Here is a 23648-nt window from a genome sequence, read left to right as displayed (position 1 = left end):
TAAGACGCCTGTATGGCGCTGCGTATGGCTATTCGCCCCATTTCTCCAGGTACAGGCGGTACTTCGCCCGCCAAGCGGCACCGCCGAAGGCACCGCCGCTCTGGTGGGTCACGCAGATGGGCCAGGTTCCCAGACGCAGGCCCGCGCGCCGCGCCGTGCGGCAGAAGTCCATGTCGTAAAAATGGAAATCGAACTGCGGATCGAATCGTACGCCGCGCTCGAGCAGCGTGGATTGCCGGGCGGCAAGGAATACTCCGTCGAGCAGCTCGCATTCGGCAGGCGCCGGACCGAACCAGGACACCGCGCCAAGCGGATTGGTGGCATGGGCGACAGCGCCGCTCAGATTGGAGTGATCATCCCAGGTGAAGCGCTCGTCGATGAATGCCCATGCCGGCTGGCGCGGCAGGCGGCGCCGGTTGCCGGCCACTCCGAGGACCTCATACGTCTGCAGACCGGCCGCGATCCGATCGAACAGGAAGTAGTCTTCCAGCCACACGTCATCGTGGACGAACAACAGGAAATCCGATGGTGCGGCGCTCGCAATACGCGGGTTGAAGATGTCCGGCAGCCCGCGGGAATTCGAGAATTCCACGTGCAGCCGCAGCCGGGTGTCAAAACCCATGCGCCGCAGCGACAGGCCAAGGGCCGACTTCGCCCAGAAGTCGGCTTCCGTGAATCGTGTGGCGCTGATGATTTCGAGCACGTGGGCATTCTGCCTGTGAAGCGCGACGCGGTGTTGCCTGAATGGCGTATGACAGACAAACGAAATCTTCACGTTCCGCGTCATGTCGCCGCAATGAAGCGTTGCTTTCATCTGGCGACTGAATCGATGGAGTGCATCATGCGGACGTCTGGGTCATGGGCGGCAATCGCGGCGTTCGCGAGCCTGCTGCTGGCGGGGGCAACAGGGGCGGCGCCGGCAGGCTCCGACCACGACGCGGTGCTGGCCACGCTGCGGCAGCGCTTTCCGGAGGCCACCATCGAGCGGGTGGGCGCGTCGCCGTGGGCCGGTATCCTCGAGGTCTACACGCCCAACGAACTGTTCTATTCCAGTCCAGATGGCGAGCGGATATTCGTCGGCAAGATGATCGAAACCCGCACGCGTACCGACCTCACAGCCAAAGCCTGGAACGAGACGCTGCGCATCCAGTTTTCCGATCTGCCATTCGACAAGGCAATCAAGATCGTCAAGGGCAACGGCAGCCGCAAGCTGGCCGTGTTCGAGGACCCACGGTGCCCATACTGCCAGCAGCTGGAAGCCACGTTGGCTGGCGTCACCGACATCACCGAATACGTGTTCCTGTATCCGCTCGAGGAGTTGCATCCGGGCGCCACCGTGACGTCGCGCAGGATCTGGTGTTCGACCGATCGTGCGGCGGCATGGGTCCAGTGGATGCAGACCAAAGTCGAACCCGGCAGCGACGCGTGCGAGCAGACACCCATTGCGGAGCTGGCGAAGCTGGGGGACCGGATGAAGATCGAGTCGACGCCCACCATCTTCCTGTCCGATGGTTCGCGCATCCCGGGTGCCGTAGACAAAGACGTGCTCGAGGCGCGCCTGGGCGCCACGCCGCCGCCGGGCTGAGCCGTGCGCACGGCAGCACGCCCGGTGATGCGTGACGTACCGGGCAGGTCAAGCGGGCCCGAACTCTGGTTTGCAGCGTTCATTGGGTGCTGTGCGGTCGCTGTTGCCGTCGCCGCGGTCGCCGAGGCGGACGGCGAGCGGGGACGCGAAGCTGCTGCCCCGTTGGTCACGGCGGCGCCGGCTGCCTCCATGAGCGTTTCGAAGGGGCTGGCACTGCGCGGTACGATCGTGGTCAGCGACCCGCGCTACTCCGAAGCGCTGGTGGACCTGGGCGGCGGTGATCTGCACCGGGTGCGGATCGGCGGGCCGCTCGGCCAGTACGGAACGCTGGTCGAGGTGCGTACCCAGAGCATCCTGATTCGGCGCAATGGCCAGATCATCGAATTCACCTTCAACGATTCCTCGTTCGGCGGCGCCGGGACGGTGCTCGCGTTCGCCGGTGATGCGGGCGGTGATGGCGCGGGCGTTGACGGATCCGGGGCCGACGACGTCTCCGACGCCAACAATCCGGGTGTGGTGGATCCGGGTCATGGTTTTGTCTGGAGGAAAGTGGACACCGGTCCGCCAAAGCAGATCGATGAATGGATCTACGAAGGCAGCCACGACGAATGAATCGACGTACAGGTATGACCAGTCGGGTCGTCATACATTGTGATGACGTCTGATCCCTGGTGTCCTTCAGGCGACGTCTGACGCCGCACGGACGTGCGACGTTTCATCGCGAATCCAGCCCAGGATTCGCAAAAATGTCAAACCACGTAAAAGGTTGCGACATGTCGCGACCGTAATCTGCTTCACGCTCACTGGGAGCTTCAGGGATCTGATCACTTCCACTTGGGGAATCAGGGACATTCGGACTTGGGTCCAGCCTGGTTTGGCACCTTCATCTCAACTTAGGGGATTTCAATGAAAGTAACCGCGAAACGCCTGCTCGCACTGGGCGTGCTGGCCATGGCGTCGACGGCCGCGATGGCCACGACGACCGTTCCGACGACGATCGACTACACGCAGCCACTGACGGACTTCGCCGACGATGGTACCGTGCTGTTCCATATCTATTCCACGGACGTTTCCTCGTCGTCAGCGGCATACAGCTACACCGCCTCGCTGGGGTTGACGCTGAGCCAGATCCAGCCGTCGGACATGAGCACCACGCTGACCTGGACGCTGACCGGCCTGAGCGGCATTCCGACGTCCGTTCTCAGCTCCGGCAAGCTGGCTTGGGGCATCAACGCAATCAACTACGATTCGGGGCCGCCGGGTAATGCGGCGGGTTCGGAGCAGATTGCCACGACGCTGACCAGCGCTGGCGTGGCGTCCCTGGCCACGGCCAACAACGCCAACATGGACGTGCAGGTCCAGAACTTCAACAACGAAGCCGAACAGATCAACAACAACTGCGCCACCCCTGGCCTGTGCACCTCCTCGTCGACCTCCGACACCTGGTACTGGACGACGACTGCGGGCGCCAGCCTCGGCCAGAGCGGCGGCCTGCTGCAGTCGGATGGGGCGCTGGCCTCCTCGATGGCCTTCTATCTGCTGTCCAACTCCAGCGGGGTCGGCACGGACCTGCTCAACACGGCCAAGTACGCGGGCGTGTGGAGCCTGTCGATCGCCAACGGCGTGGGCACGCTGACCTACACGGTCTCCGCCGTGCCGCTGCCTGCTGCCGCGTGGCTGCTGCTCTCCGGTCTGATCGGCATGGGCCTGGTCGGCCGCAGCAAGCGCCTGACGCTGGCCTGATTCGAACTCCCTCATCGTTTACGCAAGGAATCAAGCATGAATACTCAGATCAAACTCGCGGTGGCCAGCGTACTCGCCATGGGTGCGAGCAACGCCTTCGCGATTTCCACGTCCGCCATCCACGACGCCTTCACGGCCGGCACGCTGGTCACGCTGTATGTGAGCGGTGCGACGTCCACGGACGGCACGTTCGAGAACCTGGCGAAGCTCAATTCCGGCGGCTACTGCAAGCCCGGCACCCTCGACACGTACTACTACAAGAGCTCGAGCGGCTCGGTGGTGGAGCGCGCGATGGCCTGCCTGGCGCCGGCGCTCACGGACACCGTGACCTCGGCCACGATTGCGGACGGTACGCCTGTCATCGTGCTCAAGGAGTCGCATGGCGGTTCCGCGAACGGCATCGTGTACGTGGCGCGCGGCCTCGGCACGCAGTTCATGGACATCACCAATACCAGCAATTTCGGCACGGTCTGCGCTTCGGTCACCACGACCGTGACTTCGACCACGGCCTTTGCTGCGTACAACACCCACGACTGCGGTTACGACTCGGCGACGAGCATTGCCTCCACGGTCAGCAGCGCATCGGTGGTGCCGAACGGCGGTGTGTCGGACGTCGACCCGGCCACGTTTGTCGGAACCTCTTCCGTGACCGCGTCGGACGCCACGTCGCTGGGTTCAGTGCGCCGCACGGTCGCGGTCGGGTTCAACCCGGCTGTGAGCCTGCCGCTGTACCTGGCCCTGCAGAAGGCGGAAGGCCTGGTCGCAACCAGCGCCACGGTGCCGGATGACTCTTCGGTGGACAAGATGCCCTCGCTGCCGGCTTCGGTGGTGCGTGAAATCCTGACCGGTACGCTGACCGACGCGTCCAACATCTACGTTGGACCGCCGAATGCGGCTGGCACCACCGCCACGCAGCTCTCGACGGTGCTGCAGAGCGCCGGTGCGTTCACCACGCCGAGTACCTCGGTGTACCTGTGCCGCCGCGGCAATTCCTCGGGTTCCGAGTACGCGATCGGTGCGATGTTCCTGAACCAGGGTTGCGGCAAGAACACCAGCAGCATCCAGGCCATCAAGGGTGCGACGGTTGCCAGCTGCACGGCCAGCGGCTGCTCCTGGAGCTTTGCCACTTACGGCGCCAATCCCGTGTTCGCAGGTTCGGGGTCCGGCGACGTGCGCAGCTGCCTCGGCGGCCACGGCTCGAACGACCAGCTCGCGATGGGCGTGCTGAGCCTCGAGGCGAAGCCGGCCGTCGCGGGTGGTTCGCTGCTGACTGACACGTATCGCTACGTGAAGGTGGACTGGCAGGCGCCGACGCTCAAGAGCACCATTGAGGGCAACTATTCCTACTTCGTGGAAAATACCTTCAATGACGTGGCGCTGACCAGCGCGGGCACCAGCCAGTCGACGCTGTGGAACACCATCTACTCGGCGGTGGGCAATCCGACCAGCATCATCGCGACCAACAGTTCGTGGAAGGATGCGGCGGCGGTGGGCAGCACGGGTTCGGGCGAGGCGGACGTGGGCATCCTCGATCTGCCGGCCTCGGGCCATCTGCCGACACTGCCGGTCACGGCAGCTTCGGTGCGGACCAACCCGATCAACGGGCTGACGAAACTGAAGTCCGGGAGTGGAACGGCCAACGACTGCAACATGGGGACGCAGGCGTACTGATACGCCCTGGTTCCAGGTTGTGAAGTGAACGGGACGGCGCCAGCAATGGCGCCGTCCCTGTTTTGTCATCTTGCCTTCGTAAGATTCCACGCTGTGTTGCAGAGACATTTCATGTGCCGCCTGTTCTCGGCTTTTCTGTGCCTCGTTCCCATGGTCGTTCAGGCGGCGGAGGAGCCACAGAGCAAGTTCGAAATCCTCGAGTACCGCGTACTGGGCAACACGGTGCTGGCCGAAATCGACATCGACCGGTTGCTCTATCCGCAACTGGGACCGGACAAAACCATCGCGGATGTGGAAGCGGCCCGCAAGGCCCTGGAGGGGCTCTACAAGGACAAGGGCTTTGGCACCGTGTTCGTCGACATTCCAGAGCAGGATGTCAATGAGGGCGTGGTGCGCCTGAAGGTCACGGAAGGGCGCCTGGATCGGGTGCGGGTCACGGGCGCACGCTACTATCGCAACGGACAGATCCGTGCAGAGTTGCCAGCGTTGGCGCAGGGCCAGGTCATGAATCTGCCGGACCTGCAGCAGCAACTGGGAAGCATCAACCAGGAAGCGCGCGACCGGCAGGTGACGCCCGTGCTGCGCGCGGGGCGCGTGCCCGGCACCGTGGACGTCGAACTCAAGGTCAAGGACTCGCTGCCGCTGCACGGCAGTGCGGAACTGAACGATCGCTATTCCGCCAACACCACGCGGACGCGCCTGAGCCTGAACGCCAGCTTCGAGAACCTGTTCCAGCGTTACCAGAATTTCTCGCTGCAGTACCAGGGATCACCGCAGGACTTCAGTCAGGTGCGAATGCTGGCTGCCACTTACCTGGTGCCGCTCATCGACAGCGGCAATGTGCTGGCTTTTTATGGCGTCGACACCAACAGCGACTTCGCCGCCGCGGGAAGCAGCGGCAACTTCGGCATCCTCGGCAAGGGGCGCATCTATGGCGTGCGCTACGTGATCAAGCTGCACAGCGATGCCGCCGCCACGCGAACCTTCACGCTCGGCGCGGACTACAAGCATTTCGAAGACGACATCCTGCTGACCAGTGCCACGGATGCCACGCCCATCCACTACCTCGGCTGGACCGCTGCGCTGGGTGACAGCGAGCGGGGCGAAAAGTCGACCAGCGGATTCAACCTGGCGGCGAATTTCGGGTTGCGCGGCGTGGTGAACCAGCCGGATGAATTCGCCTACAAGCGATCGCAGGCCCGCGCCAACTATTTCTATCTGCGCGCCGACGTCGAGCACGAGCGGCCGCTGTTCCTGGGCGGCACCGTGTTCGTCAAGCTGGCCGGGCAGTGGACCCAGGAACCGCTGATCAGCAACGAGGGCTTCGCGATCGGCGGCGCGGACACGGTGCGCGGCTACCTGGAGTCGGAGCAGCTGGGCGACACCGGTGCCGACCTGAACCTCGAACTGCGTTCCGCCTCGCTCAACCGCTGGCTGGGCGGCTGGGCCCAGCGCTTCATGGGCTTCTTGTTCTACGACGCGGGGACGGTGAGCCTGCTCGACCCGTTGCCCGGGAAGGACGGCAGCATCGTCAGCCGCCACGATCTGATGGGTGCCGGTGCCGGATTGCGCCTGACTGCTTTCAAGGACCTGACGGCGGCGCTCGACTGGGCCTATCCCCTGCGCGACAGCACGTACACGCAGAAGGGCGACTCACGCGTGCACTTCCAGCTCCACTACGGATTCTGAGGAATCTCCCATGCGCGTGCAGTACCCCCGATTGAGCGTGCTAGGCGGCATGGGGATCGGCTGGCTGGCTGCCTGGGGGCCCGCCACCGCGGTACCGGCCGAACTGCCGGTGACCTGCGCCGCGAGCGCCTGCGGCAGCGTGAACAGCTTTGTCACCAGCGGCAGCGCTTCGGTCGGCACCAATGGCAATACGCTCACGGTCACGCAGACCAGCAACAGCGCGATCATGAACTGGAAGAGCTTCAACATCTCCAAGGACGGCACGGTCAACTTCGTGCAGCCCGGCACGGATTCGATCGCGCTGAACCGCATCTACCAGAACGACCCGTCACAGATCTTTGGCGCGCTCAACTCCAACGGCCAGGTCTACCTGCTCAACCAGAATGGAGTGGTGTTCGGCACGGGAGCGACGATCAACGTCGCCGGCCTGGTGGCCAGCTCGCTCGACATGACGCCCGCGGCACTGGCCAATGGCATTGCAGGCGCTGCCTTGTCCAGCTCACCGGCGTTCACGCAGTACAAGGACGCGAGCGGCAATGTGCTGCCGAGCGGCGATGTCACGGTGCAGGCCGGTGCCACCATCACCACCGCCCGGCAGTCGTCGACGGGCACGGTGTACCTGTTCGCACCGAACGTCACCAACGAGGGTTCCATCTCGACGCCGGGCGGCCAGACGCTGCTGGCCGCGGGCTCGCCCATCTACCTCACCACCAGCACCAGCAGCGACCTTCGCGGCCTGTTGGTGGAAGTGGGGACCGGAGGCACCGTGACCAATGGTGATGCCGGCAACGCCGGTGTCACCGACCCCGCGCAGCTCGTCGGCCAGATCATTGCCGAGCGCGGCAACGTGACGCTCGCAGGCCTCGCCGTAAATCAGCTGGGGCGTGTCAGCGCCACCACTTCCGTCAAGCTCAATGGCTCGATCCGGTTGCAGGCGCGCGATGGCGCGAGCGTGAGTACCAATGGCGTCACGGCCGCACTGAGCGCCAACCACGGCGGCGATCTCGAGCTGGGGCAGAACAGCCGCACGGAGGTGGCGCTCGACACCAGCGGCGCGACGGCGGTGGATTCGCTGGCGCAGCCAGTCTCGCAGGTGACCTTGAGTGGCAACCGCATCGTCATGGAGAAGGGCGCGCAGATCGTGGCGCACCATGGCGACGTCAGCGCGGTGGCCGAATCCAATACCGCCGAGGATCCTTCCACGTTTTCCGCTGGCGCGTCCAGTGACTCGCGCATTTACCTGGCGCCTGGGGCGCTGATTGACGTTTCGGGCGTCAATGTCGATGCACCCATGTCCGCCAACACGCTGAATGTGGAGCTGCGCAGCACCGAACTGGCCGACAGTCCCGCCCAGCAGGGCGGCGTTCTGCAGGGCCAGACGGTCACCATCGATACCCGGCTGTACGGCACGCGTGCCGACGGCTCCACCTGGGTGGGAAGCCCGATCGCCAACCTGTCGGGATGGCTCGGCGCCGTACCGCGCGATGTCAACGAGCGTAGCCTGACGGGCGGTACCGTGTCGCTGCGTTCCAGCGGTGACACGCTGTTGGCCACGGGTTCGAAGATCGACCTGTCGGGTGGATCGATCACATACGCCGGCGGCTTCATCGATACCACGTCGCTGCTTGGTGCCGATGGGAAGGTGTACGACATTGGCAGCGCCGACCGCGATCGCAGCTACAGTGCCATTCTCGCCGTATCCGGCGTGACCGTGAAGGACGCGCGCTGGGGAACTTCCAGGACCTATCTGACCTACGGCTCGCGCGGGCACTATGAGCAGGGATACACCGAGGGCAAGGACGCCGGCTCGCTGGCGGTAACCGGCGAGAACATCGTGCTCGACGGAACCGTGCAGGCCGACGTGCAGGTGGATCGCTACCAGCGCAAGGTGCCCACCGCGATACCGGATGGCTCGCTGTACCGCCACTACGACGAGGCGCCCCTGTCGGCCCAACTGACGATCGGCAACACCTCCAGTATCGTCAAAGGCGGCGCCTTCAACGGCTCCGACTACCAGACTGGCAACGTGTCGGTGGTCGCCGCGGATACCGCGCCCGTGCTTGGCAGCGGCTTCGATCCCTGGAACGATGCGCTGCCCGCTGCTTCGGGGGATTCCGTGGTTCTGAACAGCAAGCTGTTCGGAGTCGACGGTATCGGCCGGCTCACCGTGCGCGCCAACGGCACCTTCATGGTGGAAGGCGGTGTCGCGCTCGGCCTGCCGGCGTTTGGCCAGTTGAACGTGCAGGCGGGTACCGTCGACGTCGAAGGCAGCGTGGTGGCGCACAGCGGCAGCCTCAAGCTCGCTTCGGCAATCACTGCGACCACCAATCCTCTGGCCGGTGGGCTGACCCTGGGCAACAACGGGCTGATCGATGTCAGTGGCATGTGGGTCAACGACCTCAGCAGCGCCAACGGCGGCATGGTGGGTAGCGCGCCGCTGGCCGTCAATGGCGGATCGGTGGCGTTGAGCGCTGCGCAAAACAGCCTGGCGCTGCAATCTGGCAGCGTCATCGACGCTTCGGGCGGAGCGCAGGTGACAGCCGCGGGACAGCTCAAGGCCGGCAGTGGCGGCAGCATCTCGCTGTCAACTTCACCCGAGGCGCTTTATGGAACCTCGACCCAGCTGGTGCTCGACGGCCAGTTGCGCGCCTTTGCGCTGTTCAATGGGGGCACGCTCAGTCTCACAGCCGACGCGTTCTGCGTGGCGATGCTCGCCAGCGATTGCGCCGATCAGAGCGACGCGGGATTGATCCTCGTGAATCCTTACTCGTTCCAGCGCGGCGGATTCAGCAGCTATGCATTGACGTCGGACCAGGGCGGCGTGGAGGTGGCGGCCGGCACCCAGCTCACCGTGTTCCAGCACAACCTGATCCTCGATGCCGATGCGTTCGCGCACGTCACGGGCGCCAACCTCAACGACATTGCCGGCGTGGGTACGCTGGATGACGCCACGCGCCAGGCCGCGAATCTCGCGCTGTCATCGAACATCTCGCTGCCCAATGGCGAAACCTATCGCTCCAGCAACTTTGCCGACGCCAGCAGCCTGGTGATCGGAACGGGCGCCAGCATCACCGCTGACACCGGAGCAAGCATCTCGCTGAGTTCGAACAGCCGGCTGCTGGTTGATGGAAAGATCGATGCGCCGGCCGGGAGCATTGCCCTGACTTTGAACAATGGCTTGGCTCTCGATGCCAACGCCACCGACGTTTACCTGGCCGACCAGGGCATCTGGCTCGGAGACCATGCCTCGCTGCTGGCGACGGGCGCGACGCGGCTCTTGGCCTCCGACGCTGGCCGCATCTCCGGCAGCGTGCTCGGTGGCGGCAGCGTCACGCTCATCGCGCAGCGCGGCCATATCCTCACCTCGTCAGGCTCCGTTGTCGACGTTTCCGGCACCGCCGCCGACGTGGACGTCGCGACCGACGCCGAGGGACATTACGCGCGCAGGAGCATCGGATCGGCCGGCGGCTCGATCAGCCTGACGGCGTCGGAGGCCATCGTGGTCGGCGGCACCATCAAGGGTGCATCGGGCGCTCCGGGCAGCGTAGCGGGCGGCACCCTGGGCATCACGCTGGATCCGACCTTGCGCCTGGATCCAGGCCAAAACCTCCCGGATATGCGCGTGGACCTGCTGCCGTCGATGGGGCGCGTCATCGATGTGACGCAGCAGGGTGGCGGCCAAGAGTTCGCGAACGCGACGCTGGACGCAGCGTACCAGGGGCGCGCCCTGATCGGCGCCGACCAGGTCACGAGCGGTGGTTTCGATGCCTTGCAGCTGAACGCGCGCACTTTCCAGAGTTCGGCCGGCAACGTCACGAGCACCCACCAAGGGTCTGTGCTGCTGTCGGGCAATGTCGATCTGACGCTGGGTCGCAGCCTCTCGATCAATGCCGCGTCGCTGGCCTCGGACGGCGGCCAGGCGAGCGTCAGTGCGCCCTATATCGCATTCGGCAATACCGATACCCAGTACCAGGGCCTGGCGGCCGCCACGGCCGGCAGCGGGCAGCTGCAACTCGACGCGCAGCTGCTCGACGTCAAGGGCAGCAGCGCGCTGCAGGGATTTGGCGCGGCCACACTCGAATCGCGCGGCGATCTGCGCCTGATCGGGGTGCAGAACCTGGGCGGCAGCGCCGTGACCGGCGCGCTGCAGACCGCGGGCGATCTGACCCTGAGTGCCAACCAGATCTACCCGACGACGCTGACGAAATTCGCGCTGAGCGCGGGGTCGGGTGGCAATGGCACGCTGACGCTGACGCGTCCGTCGGCCGCCACGAGCGCTGACATCTATTCGGCGGGCGGCTCGGTGTCACTGACCGCACCGCACATCGTTCAGCAGGGCACGCTGCGCGCGCCCTTCGGCACGCTGACCTTCAATTCGCCCGACATCGACCTCGCCGCCGGCAGTGTGACGTCGACGAGCGGTGCGGGACTCGATGTGCTGTTCGGCCAGACCCAGGGAGGATTCGACTGGGTCTACACGCTGTCGGGCGGCTGGACCCTGGTCTACAACCCGCAGAACCTCACGTTGCCGGCGCAGAAGATCACGCTCAACGGCGACAACGTCCGTATCGACAGTGGTGCCACCGTGGACCTGCGCGGCGGCGGCGATCTGCTCGCGTACGAATTCGTCAACGGCGTGAAAGGCACGCGCGACCTGTTGTCGGCCGCAGTCAGCCCGACCAGCTTCGCCATCATTCCCGCGTCCTCGCTCGCCGCCACGCCGTATGACCCGGCCCTGAGTGCCGATTCGAACATTGGCCCCGCGACCAGCGTTTACCTGTCCGGCTATGGCAACCTGCCCGCCGGCAACTACGTGATCCTGCCGGCCCGCTACGCGCTGCTGCCGGGCGCGTATCTCGTGACTCCGGTGAGCGGCTACCAGGACATCACCGCGGGCACCAGTTTCACGCGCCTCGACGGCAGCACCGTCATCTCGGGCTACCTGGAAACCACGGGAACCTCGCTGGCCGATGCCCGCACCAGCGGGTTTGCCATCATGTCCAGCGCTGCCGTCAGGGCGCGCGCCCAGTACACGCTCACGAACGCCAATGACTTCTTCCTCGCCGAAGCGGCCAACGCCGGCATCGTCGCAAGCCGTCTGCCGCGCGACGCCGGTACACTGGCGCTGGTGGCGAACGACACGCTGCAGCTGAATGGCAGCGTTCTGGCCGGCGCCGATACGGGTGGTCGCGGCGCGGCGGTGGACATCGCCAGCAACGCCATCACGATCGCGCCGGGCGGCAGCGCCGGCGGTGCCAGCGGCCTGGTACTGGATGTCGACCAGCTCAATTCCCTGGGGGTCGAGTCGCTGCTGATTGGTGGCACACGCTCCGATACCCTGGGCGGTGTCGCCGTGACGACCACCGCCGCCTCGGTGGAAGTCGCCGACGGCGCGAACCTGTCAGCGCCCGAACTGCTGCTCGTGGCCAGCAGCAACCTGGACATAGATGCGGGTGCCACGCTGAGCGGAACCAGCAGCACCACGCTTACGCCTCGCGACATCACGGTTGCCGGCAATGGCGCGCTGGTGCGTGTCTCGGGCGGGGACCTCGTCGATGTTTCGCGCACGGGCAGCACCGGGACATCAGGTGCGCTCACGATCGCCCAGGGCGCGGCGCTGAACGCCGCGGGTGGCGCCATCTCGCTGGACACCTCGAATGCCGCCACCGTCCAGGGCACCATCTCCGCGGATGGCGGCGCGCTGAGTCTCGCCGGCAACCAGATCAGCGTAGGGAACGTGACGGGTGTCAGCGGCTTCGTGTTGGATCCCTCGCAGTTCGCCGGGGCGGATCTCAAGACGCTGGTGCTGCACAGCCGCGGCGCCATCGATTTCTATGGTGACGCGGCATTGAGCGGCACCAACATCACGCTGGCTGCGCAGCAGCTGCGCGGCTTCGGCGGCGACGCGGCGGTCAGCGCCAGCGGCACGTTGCAGCTCGGCGGCGTCAGTGACGCGTCGGGTGTCGTTGCGAATTCAACGGCCGGCGGGAGCGTCGCGCTTGGCGGCAGGAATGTCGAGTTCATGGGCGGGAATCTGGCGCTCAGCGGTTTCGCGGCGTCCTCGGTCACGGCCGGCGACGACATCGACAACGCCGCAGACGGCACCGTGACGGTAAACGGGGATCTGCGCGTGACGGCCCAGCGCTGGAGCGTCGGTTCCGGGAGCGACCTGACGGTCAGTGCCACCGGTGCGCTGGATTACGGGTCCAATGGCACTGCCAGCTCGCTCGCGGCGGTGACCGGCCTCGGCGGCTCGCTCACCCTCAATGGCGCGACTGTCGACATCGCGGGACGCATCACCCTGCCATCGGGCGCACTGGCCCTGAACTCCACCGCGGCCGGCGGCGGCGGCGTGCACCTCCAATCCGGGGCCATCATCGATCTCTCCGGCATGGACACCGTGTTCAACGGCCAGAGCGTGGGCAGCGCGGGTGGCCAGTTCGCTGCAACCGCCAGCAGTGGCGACATCGTGCAGGACAGCGGCTCGGGCGTCGACGTATCGGGCGCAGGCGCCGCGCGGGCCGGATCGGTCGCGTTCACGGCTGCCGGCGGGAACGTGACGCTGGCGGGAAGCCTCGCGGGCCACGCGGCGGCCGCGACCGGAGCCGGCAATTTCAGCATCGACGCGCAGGCAATGCCGACCCTGGACACGCTCAATGCGCTGCTTGGCGCCGGTGGATTCTCCGGTACGGTGAACCTGCGCCAGCGCGGCACCGGGGATCTGGTGCTCTCGGCCGGCCAGACACTCAGCGCCGCGCGCGTGGCGCTGGTGGCCGATGCAGGCAGCATTGACATCGAGGGCGCGATCCGCGCGCATGATGTCGCGGGCGGCCGCATCGATCTCAGTGCCAGTAACGGCATGACCATCAACGGAACGCTCGATGCGCGGGCCAGCGGCAGCGCGGAGCGCAATGGCCGCATCGACCTGGCGGTGGAAAATGGTGGGCTGGCCGTCGGCACCACGGCCGTGATCGCCACGCTGGCCCCGAATGCTGCTGCCGGGTCGGCCGCCGACGGCAGTATCCAGCTGCGATTGCCGCAGTCTGCGCTGTTGTCGGGGCAGGTGGCATTGAATGGCGATTGGAGCAGCGCAGGTCCCGTGACCGTCGAAGGATTCAGGGTCTACACCAGTACCAGTGGCATCCTGGACTACAGCGACACGCTGGCCGATCCGGGCAATCCCTACTACGCGGACGCAGCGAGTTTCGCAGCCGCGGCGGTTGGACTGCAGGGCTCGCTCAACACCGCGGGCATTGCCTCGCTCGATGTCGTTCCCGGCATCGAGATCCAGTCGGCCGGCGATCTGGAGCTCGACAGCGACTGGGACCTCTCGCAGTGGCGTTTCAACGGCCTGCCAGGCGTGCTTACGCTGCGCGCAGCCGGCAACATCACTTTCAATGCTTCGTTGAGCGATGGTTTCACGGGCACCACGGGCTATGACGCTTTCCGCCTCACGGCGACGGACAAATCCTGGTCCTACCATCTCACCGCGGGCGCCGATCTCTCCAGTGCCGGCATCGGGGCAGTGCTTGCCACCAACCAGCTGGCGGCCAACAGCGGCAATCTGGTCGTGGCCGCCGGCGATCCCACCACCAGTGATGGCTACCACATGATCCGCACTGGCACCGGCAGCATCGACGTCAATGCCGGACGCAACGTGCAACTGGGCAACAGTGGCGCCATGATCTACACGGCGGGTTTGGCCCAGACCGGCCAGGATTACGGCGGCGACGATTCGACGCAGCTGGGCGCACTGGAGTATCCCGCCAACGGCGGCGACATCAGCATCCATGCCGGCCAGGACGTGGTGGGCGCCGCGGGCGATCAGCTCGTCACCGACTGGTTGTGGCGCATCGGCAATGTCGACCTGAATGCCAGCCAGCAGCGCTCCACCGCCTGGAGCGTCAACTTCGCGCAATTCCACCAGAACGTGGCGACGCTGGGCGGCGGTGATGTGACGGTGACGGCTGGGCAGGACATCCGCGACCTTTCGGCCTCCGCGCCCACCATTGGCCGGCAGACCGGCGGCATCAACCCGGGCAGCAGCGCGCTGAGTATCAACGGCGGCGGCACCGTGACAGTCGATGCGGGCGCGAACATCCGGGGTGGCGAATTCTATTCCGGGCGGGGTGCCATCGACCTCAATGCGGGGCAGAGCATCCTGGCCAGTACGACGACCAAGCTCGCGCCGGTCATCGCGCTCGGAGATGCCTCCGCGAACCTGAGCGCGCGCGAATCCCTGTACCTGGGATCCGTGCTGACTCCAACGATGCTGCACCAGGGTTCCAGCCAGAACATCAGCTTTGGCGGCGAGAGTTATTTCTCCACCTACGGCGCAGACAGCAGCGTGTCGCTCGTCTCGCTGGCGGGCGACGTCCACGTCGTCGACAATGCGCTGGCGCTCAGCCGCGGCTGGGCAACCTTGAGCGGCCTGTCAGCAGGATTCAACCTCTATCCGGCGCAGGTAAAAGTGCTGGCGCTGCGCGGCGACGTCGACCTGGATGGTTCGATGACACTGTTTCCCGCGGCCAACGGCTATCTCTCGCTGCACGCCTACGATGATGTGAACATTGCCTCCAATGCCGGCATCATCGTCTCCGATGCGGATCCGTCGCTGCTGCCAGGCATCACGAATCCGACCGCCATCGGCGACACCGCGCTCAGTGCGTTCCGATCCAATCTCGCCAGCTTCCACGCCGCAACCCCGGTGCGCCTGGTGGATGCCGGCAACGGCACGTTGCGCTATTCCGATATCGTGGCGCAGACGGGTGACATCACGCAGCTGGGTCAGGGTCAGTCGCAGACACTGCAGTTCGGCGGGCCCCTTGCCGTTTACGCCGGGCGCGACATCGTCGACCTCGGCGTAGTGGCCCAGAACCTCGTGAATGCCGATGTGACCTCGGTGGTGGCCGGGCGCGACATCAGCTATTCGGCGGGTCGCAGTTCGTTCGGTGGCATCGGCCCGAACTATCAGTCGATCACCGTCGACGGACCGGGCTGGCTGAGCCTGACGGCCGGCCGCAACATCAACCTGCAGAACTCGCTGGGCATTTCCACGCGCGGCTCGCTGGCCAACCCGGCGCTGCCGGAGCAAGGGGCATCGATCAGCGTGCTGGTGGGCATCAACGGCCAGCAGCCTGACTATTCGGCCTTCGAGCTGGCTTACGTGCACGACAGCCAGGTGTACGCCGCCGAGCTGATCACCTACATCACGCAGATCACGGGTGTTGCTCCCGCCAATTACGCCGCGGCCGTGGCGACCTTCGAGGCACTGGCGCTGCAGAAGCAGGTGCCGTTCCTGCAGCAGGTACTGTTCGCGGAGTTGCGCACGTCGGGTCGGTACGCGGCCAGTCCCGATCCGAAGCAGCACGACGACTATTCGCAGGGCTTCAAGGCGCTGGAGGCGATGTTCCCCGGATCCAATCCGGACCTGGGAGCCGGCGCGACCAATCCTTACGCCGGAAACCTGGATCTGTACTTCAGTCGCATCTACACGCTCGCCGGCGGCGACATTTCCCTGTTGGCGCCGGGAGGCGAAATCAACGCTGGCCTGTCCTCGGCGCCGGCATCGTTTGGTATCAGCAAGCAGCCGTCACAGTTGGGAATCGTGGCGCAGACCACCGGCGACCTGAATATCCTCGCCTACGGCGATCTGGCGGTGAATGAATCGCGAGTGTTCGCGGCCGACGGCGGCAACATCCTGGTCTGGTCCACCGAGGGTGACATCGATGCGGGCCGCGGCGCCAAAACGGCCATCTCCGCGGCGCTGCCCACCATCTCGGTGGACAACTTCGGCATCATCCGCGTGAGCTATCCGGCTTCATTGACCGGCAGCGGCATCCAGGCCATCGCCACCAGTGCCGGCGTCACCGCGGGCGATGTGGACCTGTATGCCCCCCACGGCGTCGTGAACGCGGGCGACGCCGGCATCGTGGCGGGCAACCTCACCATCGGCGCCACCGCGGTGCTCGGCGCCGACAACATCAAGGTCAGCGGCGTGGCGGTAGGTGTGCCCGTCGACGCGGGCGGCCTCGGAGCGAGCCTGCAAGGCGTGAGTTCGGCGGCGAACAGCGCCACCGGTTCGACCACCGCGGGCCTGGACACGACGGGCGGTGGTTCGCAGCGCGAGGCGCCCATGGCGACCCAGGCGCTGTCGTGGCTGGAAGTGTTCGTGCTGGGTCTCGGCGAGGAGGACTGCAAGCAGGACGATCTGGACTGCCTCAAGCGGCAAAAACACTGAGTGTCACAAAACCATCATCGCCGTTTCCCATAATCGCGCTTCCTGCATGACGAGGTTAGGGCAGTGCGAAAGCTGATGTTGCTGGCGTTGATGACCGTTCCCGTCGTAAGCCAGGCCTGGTGGAACGACGACTGGAACTATCGCAAGGAAATCAGCTTCGACCTGACCGCGCAGGGTGCGAACATCGCCGCGACGCCCGTTGACGTGCCCGTGCTGGTGCGCCTGCACGCCGGAAACTTTGGCTATTTCAAGGACACGAAGCCGGACGGCAGTGACCTGCGCTTCATCGCCGGTGACGACAAGACGCCGCTGGCGTTCCACATCGAGCGCTACGACGCCACCAACCAGCTGGCGTACCTGTGGGTGCGTATGCCGCGCATCTCAGGCGGCCTGAACAGCGACAAGATCTACATGTACTACGGCAACAGCAAGGCCAACGCGGGCGGCGACGCGGCCGGTACGTACGACGCCAACCAGGCGCTGGTGCTGCACTACGAACAGGCGAGCGGCCCGCCGAAGGATGTCACCGCCAACAACAATGCCATCAGCGGCAGCACGGCAGACCTCAATCCGGCCTCGCTGATCGGCGGCGGCGCACGCTTCTCGGGCAACAGCTTCATCAAGCTGCCCGCCAGTGCCTCACTGCGCCTGCTGCCACAGCGTGGCGTGAACTTCTCCAGCTGGGTGCGCATCGAGGCCGCGCAGAACGACGCGTACGTCATGGCGCTCGAGGACCAGGGCGGATCCGTGGTGCTCGGCATCGCGGGCAGCAATGCTGTGGCCCGAATATTGCGTGGTACCGCAGTGGCGGCGGAAGTGAAGTCGACCAGCGATCTGTCGATGGGGCAGTGGCACCACCTCGCACTCGATATCACGGGCGGCAAACTGACGCTGTACGTGGATGGCACCGCGGTCGGCAGTGCGCCCGTCACTGCAGAGGAGACCGCCGGCACGCTCACGATCGGCGCCTCCGTCGCGGGAGGCCACAACCTGGTCGGTGACCTGGACGAAACCCAGCTGTCCAACGCAGGGCGTCCGGCGGAATGGATCCAGGCCGCGGCGCGCAGCCAGGGCATGGACGGCAACCTCGTCACGTATGGCACCGACGCGCAGCGCGAAGGCGAGAAGGTGTCCTATTTCGCGGTCACGATGAAGAACGTGACCACCGACGGCTGGGTCGTGATCATCATCCTCGGGCTCATGTTCGTGATGGCGTTGATGGTGATGGTGGGCAAGGCGATTTACCTGGCGCGCATCGGCTCGGCCAACAAGGTGTTCCTCAGGGAGTTCGAGAAGTTGCGCGGCGACCCCGCGCAGCTGGATCGCGGCAACGCCGATGGCGATGAGGTGCTGGACCGCTCGGCATTCATGCCGCCCCTGAGCGCCGGGCAGGGCAACGAATTTGCAATGTCGACGTTGTACCGGCTGTATCACCACGGCGTCATGGAAATCCAGAAGCGCACTCTGCTCCGCTCGGCGGGAGCGGCCGCAAACCTGTCCGCTGCGCCGCCCGCGCTGACCACGCAGGCTACCGAGGCGATCCGCGCCACGCTCGACGCCACGCAGGTGCGCCTGGCGCAGAAACTGCAATCGCAGATGGTGCTGCTCACGATCGCGATTTCGGGCGGGCCCTTCCTCGGCCTGTTGGGCACCGTGGTTGGCGTGATGATCACCTTTGCGGCGATTGCCGCGAGCGGCGACGTGAACGTCAATGCCATTGCGCCGGGCATCGCGGCGGCGCTGGTCGCGACCGTGGCGGGGCTGGGCGTCGCGATCCCCTCGTTGTTCGGCTACAACTGGCTGAATACGCGCATCAAGGAAATCAATGCCGACATGCGGGTATTCGTGGACGAGTTCGTCACGCGCGCAGCCGAGCACCACAGCTGAGCCGCCAGGAGGGCCTTGCGCCATGTCCGCTTCCGCAGAAGAAAAGGATGTCTACGACGACATCAACATCACGCCGATGCTCGACCTGGCGTACGTGCTGCTGGTGATCTTCATCATCATGACCACGGCATCGGTGCAGGGCATCAAGGTCAATCTTCCCAAGGCCAGCGAGACGCCGGCGCTCGCCAAGCCCAAGACCAAGGCGATCTCGATCACGGCCAACGGCACCATCTACCTCGACACCTTTCCGGTGACGCTGCCCGAGCTCGAGAACCTGCTGCGCCAGTACAAGGCGGCGGATCCGACGTTGCCTGTGGTGGTGAAAGCCGATTCCACCGTGCAGTACCAGAAGGTGGTGGACGTGCTGGACGTGGTGGGTCGGCTCGAGATCACGCAGCTGGGCCTCGTCACGCAGCGGATCGTCAAGTAGCACGCCGTGAGCGCGCCTGCCGCCAGTTCGCGCCGCCGGACACCGCTGCTGATCGCGGGATCGGTGCTGCTCGCGGCGTTGATGGGCATGGTGCTGATCGTAAGGGGCTTCCTGGGCTCCAGGGTCGAACAGCCCAAGCGCGCGGTGCCGCAGCTGGTGCAGATCGTGCGGCCCCCCGAGGACACGCCGCCGCCACCACCACCGCCGCCCGAAGAAAAGGTCGAGGAACCGCTGCCCAAGGACCTGCCGGATCCGGCGCCGCAGCCCGACCAGGCGCCGCAACAACTCGGGCTCGACGCGGACGCGAGCGCGGGCAGCGACGCCTTCGGTCTCGCCGCGCGACGTGGCGGCGCGGACCTCGTCGGCACCGGCACCGCCATCTTCGGTCGCTACACGTCGCTGCTGCGCGACGCGATCCAGGATCGACTCTCCGCCGATGACGACGTGCGCAAGGGAAGTTACTCCGCGGTGATCCGCATCTGGCTCAGCGCCGACGGCCGCGTGGAGCGTGCCACGCTCGCCCAGGGCACTGGCAAACCCGAACTCGACGCGGCGATCCAGCGCTCGCTGGCGCAGCTCACCCGCGTGGCCGAAGCGCCGCCGCTGGAGATGCCGCAACCCGTCACCCTGAAAATCGTGTCCAGAGGCTAGCAGGCAGGTCGTATCCATGCTGAATATCAAGTTTCCCGGATTCTTGGTGGCGCTGGTCGCCAGTTCGATCGTCACCGCCGTAGTGGTCCCGCCTGCGAACGCTGCCGACGGCGCGGCTGCCACGGCCAACGACGAGTTGCGCAATACGGTGATCAACATCCTCGATTCGCTGGTGCAGAAGGGCATCCTGACCGCCGAACAGGCCAAGGCGCTCGTGGCCGACGCGCAGGCCAAGGCCGAAGCCGCCGCCGCGGCGCGCGCGCAGCAGGACAAGGACGAAAAGGACGCGGTGCGAGTCACCACCGTGCCGCCGCTGGTGCGGTTCCAGATCGAAAGCGAGATGAAGCAGGACGTCGCCGATGCGGTGATCAAGCAGGCCAAGCGCGATCGCTGGGGCATCCCGGGCGCGCTGCCGGACTGGGTCGGCAACCTGCGGCTGTACGGCGACGTGCGTTTGCGCACCGAGGACGACGCGTACGACAAAGACAACCTGCAGAACATCTACATCAACATCCTCGCCACGAACAAGGCGGGCGGAATCGGCAAGCTCTCGGCAACGCAGGCGTTCCTGAACGTGACCGAGAACAACTTCAAGCTCGTGGGCCGCGGCCGGCTCGGCCTGCGCGACCAGCTGTCCGACTCGCTCGCGCTGGACATGCGCATCACGAGCGGCTCGGCCACCAACCCGGTGTCCACCAACCAGACGCTGGGCAACTACGGCAACCGTTGGTCGGTGGGCATGGACAAGGCCGCGCTGCTCTGGACGCCGAAGTCGGAATACGGAACCTTCGGCATGGACGTGCGCGCCGGCCGCTTTGACAACCCCTTCATGACCAACAGCGAGCTGATCTGGGATGCCGACCTGAACTTCGAAGGCCTGTCGACCAGCTTCAGCTGGAACAACAAGGGCCGCGACGGCGTGATCGCCACACGCCCCGCGTTCCTGACGCTGGGCGCATTCCCGATCCAGCAGGTGGACCTCTCGCCCAAGGACAAGTGGCTCATCGGCAGCCAGCTTGGCACCGAGGAGCGGCTCGGCGACCAGTCGCTGTTCCGCTTCGCGCTGGCGTACTACGACTACCTGAATGTCACGGGCGTCCGCAACACGGTGCTGGGCGGCGATCAGTACGACTGGACCGCGCCAGGCTTCCTGCAGAAGGGCAACACGCTGTATGACATCCGGTATGACAACGATCCCACCACCGACCTGTACGCGCTGGCCAGCAAGTACCACCTCGCTTCGGCGCTGCTGCAGCTGGATCTGAAGCTGTACGGCGAGAACCACCTGACCGTCGGCGGCGAGTTCGTGCGCAACATCGGCTGGAGCGGCAGGGAGGCCACCGAGAACGTCGGCTACCGCGTCCTCGGGCGCACCAAGGGTTACGAGTTCAGCCTGGGCGTCGGTCGCACCAGACTCACGGGCTTCGGCCAGTGGCATGCGAGCGCGACCTACCGCAGCGTCGAGCGCGATGCCGTGCTGGATGCGTTCAACGATTCCGACTTCCACCTTGGTGGTACCGACGCACGCGGCTACATCTTCAGCGCGGAACTCGGTCTTGCCAAGGCGCTGTACGCGCGGCTGCGGTATCTCAGCGCCAACGAGATTGACGGCGCGCCGCTGGGCATCGATGTCGCCCAGCTCGATTTCATCGGGCAGTTCTGAACGGGGGAAACGCGATGACGACGTGGCACGATGAAACCGGACAGGATGAAGCGCGGTGCGACGCGGCACGGCATTACGTCAAGGCACGCTGGCTTGGTCTCGCGTGCCTGGCGTTGGCCGCGGCGGCGGGTGCGCAGGTGCAGCGCACCGGCGGCACGGACGGCGCGGGTGCCGGCGGTGCCGAGGTGGCGCGTTTGACGCAGCAGCTGCAGCAGCTTGCTGCAGAGCGCTCGCAGTTGCAGGGCGAGAACGAGAAGCTCAAGCAGGACAACGCCGCGTTGCAGAAGCAGGTGCAGACGTTGACGGGCAACCAGGGCGCGCTCGAGCAGCGCGCGGCCGCGCTGCAGGCCAGCGCCCAGCGCAGCGCCGGCGCCGAGAAAGACTCCGCGGCGCAGCTCGAGCGCCTGAAATCGCAGACCCAGGAGCTGGTGGCGCGCTTCCGCGATACGGCGCAGACGCTGCGCGAGACCGAGATCGATCGCGCCAAAGTGCGCAACGATCTCGACGCGCGCACCAGCGAACTCAATGCGTGCGCCGCGCGCAACGACCAGCTCTACAAACTCAACGGCGAGATCCTCACGCACCTGCAGAACAGCGGTGGACTGCTCGCCAAGGAACCGTTTACGAAACTTGCGCGCACGCGACTCGAAAATCTCGCCGACGACTATCAATACCGCGCAGACGACGCACGTCAGCCAGCGCGCTGACAGTTGTTGGGCGAAATCGCCATCAAAAATTCAACGCGCTGTTACGTGCGCTTCAACATAACGTCTTAAAATGCCGGAAAGTGGTGGTTACAAGTGTCATTCGATGCACGGGTAGCCAGAGGGATGAACCGTCGCAGGGGCGGAAAACGGGGCGTTCGTACGAACGAACCGTCGTCGGCGCTGGCCAAGATTCACATATTGTTAAACCGCCTGTCATGTCCGCCGATCACGCTGGCCTCCTGATCCAACAGGGGAGAACAACGTGTCCAAGCAGATCGGGATCTTTCACTGCGCGGCGATCGCCGCGGCACTGGGACTGGCGGCGCAGTGTCAGGCCGGCACCCAGACTTCGGACAGCCTGCTCACGGCCTTCAATCCCGGACCGGTGGGTCGCTATTGCGGCGGCATCGCGCAGGAGGACATGGGCTGTCTGCAGCAAGCGCCAGAGGCGGTGAGCGCCGCCGGCACGATCGGTCAGCCGCGCGTGATGGCGGAGTTCGATGTGGGCAAGATGGTGGCGGAAGGTTCGCAGTGGCACGCGTCCTGGAACGATGTTGACTCCGACTCAGGAGTCGATGCCGGACACGACTATGCCCATGACCTTGGCCAGTGGCTCATGCACGGAAAGGGCGCGCACCGTCGCGGCTCCGGCCCGGATTCCCACGACAACGGGAACGGCTATGGCGACGGCTATGGCGACGGCCATGGCGACGGCATGGGCTCACCACCCATCTGCGATCCCACGCCCGTGCCACTCCCGTCCGGGTTCTGGTTGCTGGCGTCCGGCATGTTCGCGGGCATCATCCTGCGTCACCGTCGGTCGTCTGCCACGCAAATGTAACCTCTACGGAATACGCTCATTCATAGCAGGACAGGGAGTTGACATGACAGCCCGGAAGAAGGCGGTGTCGATCCGCATGAGCGCGAGCGATGTGCGGGGCATCAAGCGTTTGTCGGAGCGGCTGCAGGTGAACGATTCCGATGTGATCCGCTTTGCGGTGAAGTCGGCACTGATGCGGCTGGCGCCGCTGTGTGAGGAAGGGGTGCGGGGCAAGAGGCTCGTGCCCCTGTTGATGGAGTCGGGCAGCGATCTGTTCCGGCATTTCGACCTGGACATGGCGCGGCTCGAGAGCATTGTCAACGAAGGCGTGGATGACCAGATGGTCAGGGTGGAACAGGAGGACCTGCGGCTGATCGCCCTGCACGGCATGCATCGGCCGTACACGGTGGGGACGCAGCGCGCGGCAAACAGTGCCAGTGCTCCGGCCAACGGCCTGATCAGCGCAGCGACCATGGACCAGACGCTGCGCCAGTATTTGTACGAGAAGTACGTCTACGCGAGCCCGCCCGAGGAAGTCTGAGGCTGGCCGCACGGCCGAGCC

Annotated in this window: 14 protein-coding genes; 13 read left to right on the top strand and 1 reads right to left on the bottom strand. The window is 65.6% G+C overall.

Going from position 1 to position 23648, the window contains the following annotated elements:
• Nucleotides 1–28 precede the first annotated feature (28 nt).
• Nucleotides 29–703, bottom strand: a complete 675-nt coding sequence (locus VFG49_RS08810; protein WP_324859539.1) for a hypothetical protein — start codon at nt 701–703, stop codon at nt 29–31.
• Here VFG49_RS08810 and VFG49_RS08805 point away from each other — a divergent pair, their 5' ends adjacent.
• The 13 genes from VFG49_RS08805 (at nt 704) to VFG49_RS08745 (ending at nt 23627) form a co-directional block, all read left to right on the top strand.
• Nucleotides 704–1585, top strand: coding sequence for a DsbC family protein (locus VFG49_RS08805; protein ID WP_324859537.1), 882 nt, complete (start codon nt 704–706; stop codon nt 1583–1585). It begins immediately after the preceding gene.
• A 27-nt stretch (nt 1586–1612) separates the two neighbouring features.
• A complete protein-coding gene (locus VFG49_RS08800; protein WP_324859535.1) occupies nt 1613–2197 on the top strand; it encodes a type II secretion system protein N in 585 nt (194 codons plus the stop codon).
• 294 nt (nt 2198–2491) lie between these two features.
• A complete protein-coding gene (locus VFG49_RS08795) occupies nt 2492–3328 on the top strand; it encodes a VPLPA-CTERM sorting domain-containing protein (protein ID WP_324859533.1) in 837 nt (278 codons plus the stop codon).
• Between the two features lie 36 nt (nt 3329–3364).
• Complete coding sequence (locus tag VFG49_RS08790; protein ID WP_324859531.1) at nt 3365–4999, top strand: hypothetical protein; 1635 nt, start codon at nt 3365–3367, stop codon at nt 4997–4999.
• A 111-nt stretch (nt 5000–5110) separates the two neighbouring features.
• Complete coding sequence (locus VFG49_RS08785; RefSeq protein WP_324859529.1) at nt 5111–6688, top strand: ShlB/FhaC/HecB family hemolysin secretion/activation protein; 1578 nt, start codon at nt 5111–5113, stop codon at nt 6686–6688.
• A 10-nt stretch (nt 6689–6698) separates the two neighbouring features.
• Nucleotides 6699–16928, top strand: a complete 10230-nt coding sequence (locus VFG49_RS08780; protein WP_324859527.1) for a filamentous haemagglutinin family protein — start codon at nt 6699–6701, stop codon at nt 16926–16928.
• Between the two features lie 63 nt (nt 16929–16991).
• Entirely contained in the window at nt 16992–18815 is a 1824-nt protein-coding gene (locus tag VFG49_RS08775) for a DUF2341 domain-containing protein (protein ID WP_324859525.1), read from the top strand.
• A 22-nt stretch (nt 18816–18837) separates the two neighbouring features.
• On the top strand, nt 18838–19245 hold the full coding sequence (locus VFG49_RS08770) for a biopolymer transporter ExbD (RefSeq protein ID WP_324859524.1): 408 nt from the start codon (nt 18838–18840) through the stop codon (nt 19243–19245).
• Between the two features lie 6 nt (nt 19246–19251).
• Nucleotides 19252–19896 (top strand): energy transducer TonB, encoded by a 645-nt coding sequence (locus VFG49_RS08765; RefSeq protein ID WP_324859522.1) that lies wholly within the window; start codon nt 19252–19254, stop codon nt 19894–19896.
• Nucleotides 19897–19912: 16 nt separating this feature from the next.
• Entirely contained in the window at nt 19913–21559 is a 1647-nt protein-coding gene (locus VFG49_RS08760) for a putative porin (RefSeq protein ID WP_324859520.1), read from the top strand.
• A 14-nt stretch (nt 21560–21573) separates the two neighbouring features.
• A complete protein-coding gene (locus tag VFG49_RS08755; protein WP_324859518.1) occupies nt 21574–22266 on the top strand; it encodes a hypothetical protein in 693 nt (230 codons plus the stop codon).
• A gap of 262 nt (nt 22267–22528) precedes the next feature.
• Nucleotides 22529–23107 carry a hypothetical protein gene (locus VFG49_RS08750; protein WP_324859516.1) on the top strand — a complete coding sequence of 193 codons (579 nt, stop codon included), beginning with the start codon at nt 22529–22531 and terminating at the stop codon, nt 23105–23107.
• A 64-nt stretch (nt 23108–23171) separates the two neighbouring features.
• Entirely contained in the window at nt 23172–23627 is a 456-nt protein-coding gene (locus tag VFG49_RS08745) for a hypothetical protein (RefSeq protein ID WP_324859514.1), read from the top strand.
• Nucleotides 23628–23648 lie beyond the last annotated feature (21 nt).

Origin of the sequence: Dyella sp., from assembly GCF_035685885.1 — a bacterium.
GTDB lineage: Bacteria > Pseudomonadota > Gammaproteobacteria > Xanthomonadales > Rhodanobacteraceae > Dyella.
The sequence above is the reverse complement of the archived record's forward strand: the minus strand, read 5'-3'. Positions and strand labels throughout refer to the sequence as shown.

What these genes read in the sequence shown, in the direction of transcription:
- VFG49_RS08800 (WP_324859535.1), top strand. Translation starts at nt 1,613, where the DNA reads ATGCGTGACGTACCGGGCAGGTCAAGCGGGCCCGAACTCTGGTTTGCA.
- VFG49_RS08795 (WP_324859533.1), top strand. Translation starts at nt 2,492, where the DNA reads ATGAAAGTAACCGCGAAACGCCTGCTCGCACTGGGCGTGCTGGCCATG.
- VFG49_RS08790 (WP_324859531.1), top strand. Translation starts at nt 3,365, where the DNA reads ATGAATACTCAGATCAAACTCGCGGTGGCCAGCGTACTCGCCATGGGT.
- VFG49_RS08785 (WP_324859529.1), top strand. Translation starts at nt 5,111, where the DNA reads ATGTGCCGCCTGTTCTCGGCTTTTCTGTGCCTCGTTCCCATGGTCGTT.
- VFG49_RS08780 (WP_324859527.1), top strand. Translation starts at nt 6,699, where the DNA reads ATGCGCGTGCAGTACCCCCGATTGAGCGTGCTAGGCGGCATGGGGATC.
- VFG49_RS08770 (WP_324859524.1), top strand. Translation starts at nt 18,838, where the DNA reads ATGTCCGCTTCCGCAGAAGAAAAGGATGTCTACGACGACATCAACATC.
- VFG49_RS08760 (WP_324859520.1), top strand. Translation starts at nt 19,913, where the DNA reads ATGCTGAATATCAAGTTTCCCGGATTCTTGGTGGCGCTGGTCGCCAGT.
- VFG49_RS08755 (WP_324859518.1), top strand. Translation starts at nt 21,574, where the DNA reads ATGACGACGTGGCACGATGAAACCGGACAGGATGAAGCGCGGTGCGAC.